Genomic DNA, 5,583 nt, shown 5'->3' on the forward strand with positions numbered 1-5,583 from the left:
GTGATCCACATGCAATGGTGTAGGCCGGTTCTCGGCGTTTGCCCACGCCATCGCATGGTGAACAACCGACCTGGTGATAGCGGGCGGCTCTGGAGGCGGGCTGTGGAACAGTGTTGATCACGATGGGGGTGCGGGGACTCGAGTAACGTGCTCGGGGCACGGGGGACTCCGGGGTGAAAGGGACTGTTGTGACGGGCGCGCGGATGGTCGGCCTGTTCGCCGGCATCGGCGGGCTGGAGCTCGGGCTCGCGGCGCACGGGTGGCGCAGTGAGCTGCTGTGTGAGATCGATACCGGGGCGCAGGCGGTGCTGGCCGCGCATTTCCCGGACGTGCCACTGCATTCCGATGTCACCAAGCTGCGCGCGCTGCCGTCCGGGACGGAGCTGGTGGCGGCGGGATTCCCCTGCCAGGACCTCTCGCAGGCCGGGCGGACGGCCGGAATCACCGGGGCCCGTTCGGGTTTGGTGGACGAGGTGTTCCGGCTGGTCAAGCGCAAGAAGGGGCCGCGCTGGCTGCTCATCGAGAATGTGCCGTTCATGCTGCAGCTCGGGGGCGGGGCGGCCATGCGCCACATCACCGGGGCGCTCGGCGAACTCGGCTACACCTGGGCCTACCGGGTGGTGGACGCGCGCGCGTTCGGCCTGCCGCAGCGACGCGAGCGGGTGCTGATGCTGGCCTCGCGCACCGAGGATCCGCGGCCGGTGCTGTTCGGAGCCGATGCGGGGCCGCGCGAGGTGGGCGATCCGGCGCACGATCCGTGCGGCTTCTACTGGACCGAGGGCACTCGCGGACTGGGCTGGGCGGTGAACGCCGTGCCGACCCTGAAGGGCGGTTCGGGCCTGGGCATCGCGAGCCCGCCCGCCGTGCGACTCCCCTCGGGTGAACTGGTCACCCCCGGCATCACCGACTGTGAACGACTACAGGGCTTCGATCGGGATTGGACCACACCGGCTTTGGCCGTATCCGGGGTGCGGCGGGGGCATCGCTGGAAGCTGGTCGGCAATGCGGTGAGTGTGCGCATGGCGTCCTGGATCGCCGAGCGCATCACCGATCCGGCCGATGATCCGTATCCGGAGGGCGAGCCGCTGACCCGGCGCAGCTGGCCGACGGCCGCCTGGGGGCAGCGCGGGGAGGTGTATCGGGTTCCGGTGTCCACCTGGCCCGTTCACGCGCCCTACGAGGATCTGCGCTGGTTCCTCGACGACTCCCGGCTGCTCTCGGCGCGCGCGACCGCCGGATTCCTGCGCCGCACGGCGATGGGCTCGCTGCGCTTCCCGGAGGGCTTCCTCGACGATGTGGCCAATCACCTCGAGCGCATGGGAGGCGCTCCGAGCGAGGCGGCGTGAGGCCGCCCGGAACCTTGCCGGCCGCGCCCGCCCCGACGAGGATGGCCGCGTGAGCATGACCGCCGGACGGCCGGGCACCGACGCGGCGACCAGCGCGCGCATGGCCAAGCAGCGGCGGGTGGGGACCAAACCGGAATTGGCGCTGCGGCGGGAATTGCATCGCCGGGGTTCGCGGTTCTTCGTGGACAGGGCTCCGCTGCCCGGGCTGCGGCGGCGGGCCGACATCGTGTTCCCGCGGCGGAAGGTTGCTGTCTATGTGGACGGGTGCTTCTGGCACAGCTGCCCCGAACACGCGACGCATCCGAAGCACAACGCGCAGTGGTGGGCCGAGAAGCTGGCGGGGAATGTGGCGCGGGACCGTGATACCGACGCCCGGTTGGCGGCGGCGGGCTGGACCGTGATCCGGGTATGGGAGCACGAGGGCGCGGAATCGGCGGCCGACCTGGTGATGCGGGTGCTGGCGCGCGGGGTGTGACAGCACCGTCGGCGGATGGGAGACAATGGTCCTACGACCGGACCAGCCGACCAGTCCGGGCAGATCGACCGCGGGCAGCGCGGTCACACGGGTAAGCGAGGGCCAGCGAAAGCGAGCGCGGTGATGCCAACCGAGCAGAAACTAGCCGAGGCGGCGCCGAGGGCGACTCAGCCCCAGCCGCGATGGCGTCGGATACTGCGCTGGTTCATCGCGATCTTGATCGCGGTCGCCGGGCTCGGCTACTCCTCCTGGGTGCTGGAATTCATCCTGCCGATCCACAGCAACCCCACCAATACGTTCCTCAGCCAGCTCGCCGAGAAGGGCGCGCCGTTCCGCTGGGTGTTCACCACCGGCGACACCGTCTCGGGTTCGCTGCTGCTGGTGGCGGGACTGGGCGGGCTGCTGCTGTTCTCGCGGCGGCTGTACTCGACCATCGGCTGGGTGGCGCTGGCCTGCTTCGGCGCGTCCACCATCGCGGACGCGCAGTGGCCGATCGTGCCGGAGGACCCGGACGGGCCGAAACGGTATGTGGATACCGGGCTTTTCCCGCAGCTGCACCAGATTCACGCGCTGACCAGCACGCTGGCGGTGTTCTCCATCTATATCGCGATGATCGCGTTCACGGTGGCGGCGTTCAAGTACCGGCGCTGGCCGATTCTGCGGCACACCGGCCTGTGGATTCTGATCGTCGGCTCCGTGGTCACGGCGTGGATGCTGATCGCCGACAACCTGCCCGGCAACTACGGACTCGGCATCGCGCAACGCATCCAGGTCGGGGCCATGTCGCTGTGGCTGATCGCGCTGGCCGTGCAAATCGTTGTCGCCGAACGGGATTCCGGCGCACCGGCTCGTCGCCACCGCAAGGCGACATCGTCCGGCCACTGACCGCCCCGACGCACTAGGGTCGGAATCGTGACCAGCGACGCCGCGCAACTCGCCGACACCACCGCCCAACTCGACACCGTCGCCGCCGCGACGGCGCGACTGATCCCGGCGGTGGCCGCCCTGACCGACGCCGACCTGGTCGAGCCCTCCCTGCTCCCCGGCTGGACCCGCGGCCACGTCCTGGCCCACCTGTCCCGCAATGCCGACAGCCTGGTCAACCTGCTGCTGTGGGCCCGCACCGGCATCGAAACCCCGCAGTACGCAAGTCAATTCCTCCGTGAGGCCGATATCGAAGCCGGCGCTCCCCGGCCCCTGCGTGAACAGCTCGAGGACCTCACCGCCTCCGCCGAACGCTGGCTCGCCCTCGCCCGCGTCATGCCCGTGGACCGCTGGGCCACGCTGGTCCGCAATCGCGCGGGCGGCGAAATCCCCGCCACCCGCATCCCCTGGATGCGCTTGTTAGAGGTCGAAATTCACCACGTGGACCTCGATGTCGGCTACACGCCCGCCGACTGGTCCCCGGAATTCGTTGCCCGCCTGCTGGCCCAATCCCTGACCGAGGTGAAACCGGCCGGCGATGCGGGCTTCACGGTGACCGCCACCGACACCGGCTACACCGGCACCGTCGGCACCCCCACCGCCGAAATCTCCGGCACCGCCGCATCTCTGGCCGCCTGGCTCATCGGCCGCTCCTCGGGCGCCGACCTCACCGGCAACCTCCCCGACCTCGCCGCCTGGAAGTAGTTGCGGCCGACGGCTTATCGCTGTTCGGTGCGCGTCATCACCTTCGCGACTTCGGGAAGCCGCAGGTCCGTCGCCGTGGCCGGCGCCAGTCGCGTGACGGACTCCGGCATTTCCCCGACCGTGAACACATGGACCGAATCGTCGATCCGCGCGGCCGCGAAGGACGCCACGGAGGGAATGCTGTCCGGCATCGCGATCGAGTGGGGGCCGGGTTCGAGTTCGCCGTCGAAGACCACCGCCGACGCACTCTTCGGCTCCGGAGGCTGAAACGCTGTGCCCCACCATGCCTCGACGGTTACGTGAGCCGCTCGGGTGAGCGTGATCAGCACCGATCGTTTCGTGCTGTCGTAGGCGACCTCCGCCTGCGCGTCGGTCGAGGTGACGGCTTCGACCTGGGCCGCGATCAGCCCCGCCATGCCCGCGAGGCCCTGCACGAAGGTCACCGTGGGATTCAGCTTCGCCACCTCCTCGCGCAGGTATTGCTTGGTGTCCGCGGGAACCATCCCGCCGAAGGTGAGGATGTCGATATCGGACACGTCGTAATCGTCGAGGACGTCATCGAACTGGTTGGTGGCGTTGGCCTCATAGCCTCGGCCGCGCAGGATCTCGACCGCTTCGAGAAGCACGTTCGGGCTTCGTCCGACGATCAGAACGCGCTCGGCTCGAGGAGTGGGAACAGTACTCATTGGAATCTCCTACCCGTGGTCGCCGCCTAATGTTGGCGACGCCAATGTTGGTAGATCCAATATAACTAATGTTGGCTGCACCAACAACCACTAATCTCGCACCGGAACGAGGCGGTAGGTGACCCAGGAACTGTGCGGGAGATGGGGTTTGTCGATCTTGATGTGCAGCTTGCGGACGGCACCGGTGGCGGGATCGACGACTCGCAGCATGGGTTGCAGGGTCGCCGGGCCGTCCGGGTCCGTCGTGTACATCCGGTCGAACTCCGGGTGCACACGGCAGCGCTCGATGATCTCGTTCAGCACGGATTCGGCGACCGAGATTGGGCCCATCATGCGCAGGCCGTAGACGAATCCGTGTGCCACCTGATCCCAGTCCGGGAAGACCCGTTCGGACTCCGGATCGGTGAACAGGTAGTCGAATACATTCGACTTCGCCTCCAGGCCGGGGAACAGGGTCTGCCATGCGGTGTTGACGCCCAGCACGTCACCTTCGGGCAGCGAGAGGTACGCGGCCGGATAGGGCAGATCCTCGAGGTCGGCGAGTGCGTCCGCGTCGGGCAGGGCGGGCGAGGGTCCCAGCACGCGATCCAGCGCGCCCGGATAGAGCGCCGCCACGATGCGTTCCCGATAGATGTACGGAATCCCCAGTGCGTCGAACAACGCGCCCGCGAATTCCAGGCTGGGCGTCAGCGTTCCCGCCTCCACCTTCTCGACGGCGGACTTGGACCATCCGGTACTCGCGGCCAGTTGCGCCTGCGTCATGCCGAGCGCATCCCGCCGCGACCGGATGAATACGGCCAGTTGCCCTTTGGCCATCGACCTTCCGCCTCCTTCTGCCGCCCGTTCGGATCACACCCGGACCGAACTCGCACCTCTGGTGCGACACCGATGCATTGACTTTCCCACCCCGGGAAACGACCCTTGACCAGTGCTGGAGCCCGCTTGCCCGGGTTGTTGATGCGCCGGAGGGGGGCGCATCAACCCACCACGCACCCCCGCCGAAAAGCCAAGAGCCCCACACCATTCGGTGTGAGGCTCTTGTGTTGCGCGCCCGGAGAGACTCGAACTCCCAACCTTCTGATCCGTAGTCAGATGCTCTATCCGTTGAGCTACGGGCGCAAGCTTATTCAACTGTAGTCACACGGCGAACCGAGTGGTGGCGGAGGCGAGAGGATTTGAACCTCCGGTCCCCGTGAAGGGACAACTCATTAGCAGTGAGTCCCATTCGGCCGCTCTGGCACGCCTCCTGGTGCCCCTCTTCGAGGGCGCCGGTTCCTTTCGAACCGCCGGGACAGAAGATTACACAGCGGGTGACCAATAGGCCAAATCGGCTGGTCAGCGTAGGTGCGAGTCGAACCATTCGTAGATTCTGGTCTGGGCGTCGAGGACGTAGGCGTCGTCGAGGGCGGTGGGGTCGAAGCCGGGGTGGTCGGGGCGGTGGTGCAGA

The 5,583-nt window shown here is 67.8% G+C and carries 6 protein-coding genes and 2 tRNA genes; 4 read left to right on the forward strand and 4 right to left on the reverse strand.

From position 1 onward, the window contains the following. The first annotated feature begins 203 nt into the window (after window positions 1–203). The 4 genes from ACAM49_RS38415 (at window position 204) to ACAM49_RS38430 (ending at window position 3,450) form a co-directional block, all read left to right on the forward strand. Window positions 204–1,346 (forward strand): DNA cytosine methyltransferase, encoded by a 1,143-nt coding sequence (locus tag ACAM49_RS38415; RefSeq protein WP_369640441.1) that lies wholly within the window; start codon window positions 204–206, stop codon window positions 1,344–1,346. A gap of 55 nt (window positions 1,347–1,401) precedes the next feature. Further along, window positions 1,402–1,821: a very short patch repair endonuclease gene (locus ACAM49_RS38420; RefSeq protein ID WP_369640442.1), complete on the forward strand. Its 420-nt coding sequence runs from the start codon at window positions 1,402–1,404 to the stop codon at window positions 1,819–1,821. 123 nt (window positions 1,822–1,944) lie between these two features. Beyond that, window positions 1,945–2,706: a DUF998 domain-containing protein gene (locus tag ACAM49_RS38425; protein ID WP_369640437.1), complete on the forward strand. Its 762-nt coding sequence runs from the start codon at window positions 1,945–1,947 to the stop codon at window positions 2,704–2,706. 27 nt (window positions 2,707–2,733) lie between these two features. Further along, complete coding sequence (locus ACAM49_RS38430) at window positions 2,734–3,450, forward strand: maleylpyruvate isomerase family mycothiol-dependent enzyme (protein WP_369640438.1); 717 nt, start codon at window positions 2,734–2,736, stop codon at window positions 3,448–3,450. A 14-nt stretch (window positions 3,451–3,464) separates the two neighbouring features. On the opposite strand, the gene ACAM49_RS38435 is transcribed toward ACAM49_RS38430, so the two are convergent. The 4 genes from ACAM49_RS38435 to ACAM49_RS38450 form a co-directional block, all read right to left on the reverse strand. Next, complete coding sequence (locus ACAM49_RS38435; RefSeq protein WP_369640439.1) at window positions 3,465–4,136, reverse strand: hypothetical protein; 672 nt, start codon at window positions 4,134–4,136, stop codon at window positions 3,465–3,467. 90 nt (window positions 4,137–4,226) lie between these two features. Further along, the gene (locus tag ACAM49_RS38440; protein ID WP_369640440.1) at window positions 4,227–4,952 is read right to left on the reverse strand and encodes a helix-turn-helix domain-containing protein; all 726 of its coding nucleotides are present in this window, start codon (window positions 4,950–4,952) and stop codon (window positions 4,227–4,229) included. Window positions 4,953–5,182: 230 nt separating this feature from the next. Then, a tRNA-Arg gene (locus tag ACAM49_RS38445) sits at window positions 5,183–5,255 on the reverse strand. Window positions 5,256–5,293: 38 nt separating this feature from the next. Beyond that, window positions 5,294–5,383, reverse strand: a tRNA-Ser gene (locus ACAM49_RS38450). Between the last annotated feature and the right edge of the window lie 200 nt (window positions 5,384–5,583).

Source organism: Nocardia sp. JMUB6875 (assembly GCF_041154655.1).
Classification (GTDB): domain Bacteria; phylum Actinomycetota; class Actinomycetes; order Mycobacteriales; family Mycobacteriaceae; genus Nocardia.

Excerpts from the sequence above, each read along its gene's own strand:
- ACAM49_RS38420 (WP_369640442.1), top strand. The coding sequence starts at position 1,402 with ATGACCGCCGGACGGCCGGGCACCGACGCGGCGACCAGCGCGCGCATG.
- ACAM49_RS38435 (WP_369640439.1), bottom strand. The coding sequence starts at position 4,136 with ATGAGTACTGTTCCCACTCCTCGAGCCGAGCGCGTTCTGATCGTCGGA.
- ACAM49_RS38425 (WP_369640437.1), top strand. The coding sequence starts at position 1,945 with ATGCCAACCGAGCAGAAACTAGCCGAGGCGGCGCCGAGGGCGACTCAG.
- ACAM49_RS38440 (WP_369640440.1), bottom strand. The coding sequence starts at position 4,952 with ATGGCCAAAGGGCAACTGGCCGTATTCATCCGGTCGCGGCGGGATGCG.
- ACAM49_RS38415 (WP_369640441.1), top strand. The coding sequence starts at position 204 with ATGGTCGGCCTGTTCGCCGGCATCGGCGGGCTGGAGCTCGGGCTCGCG.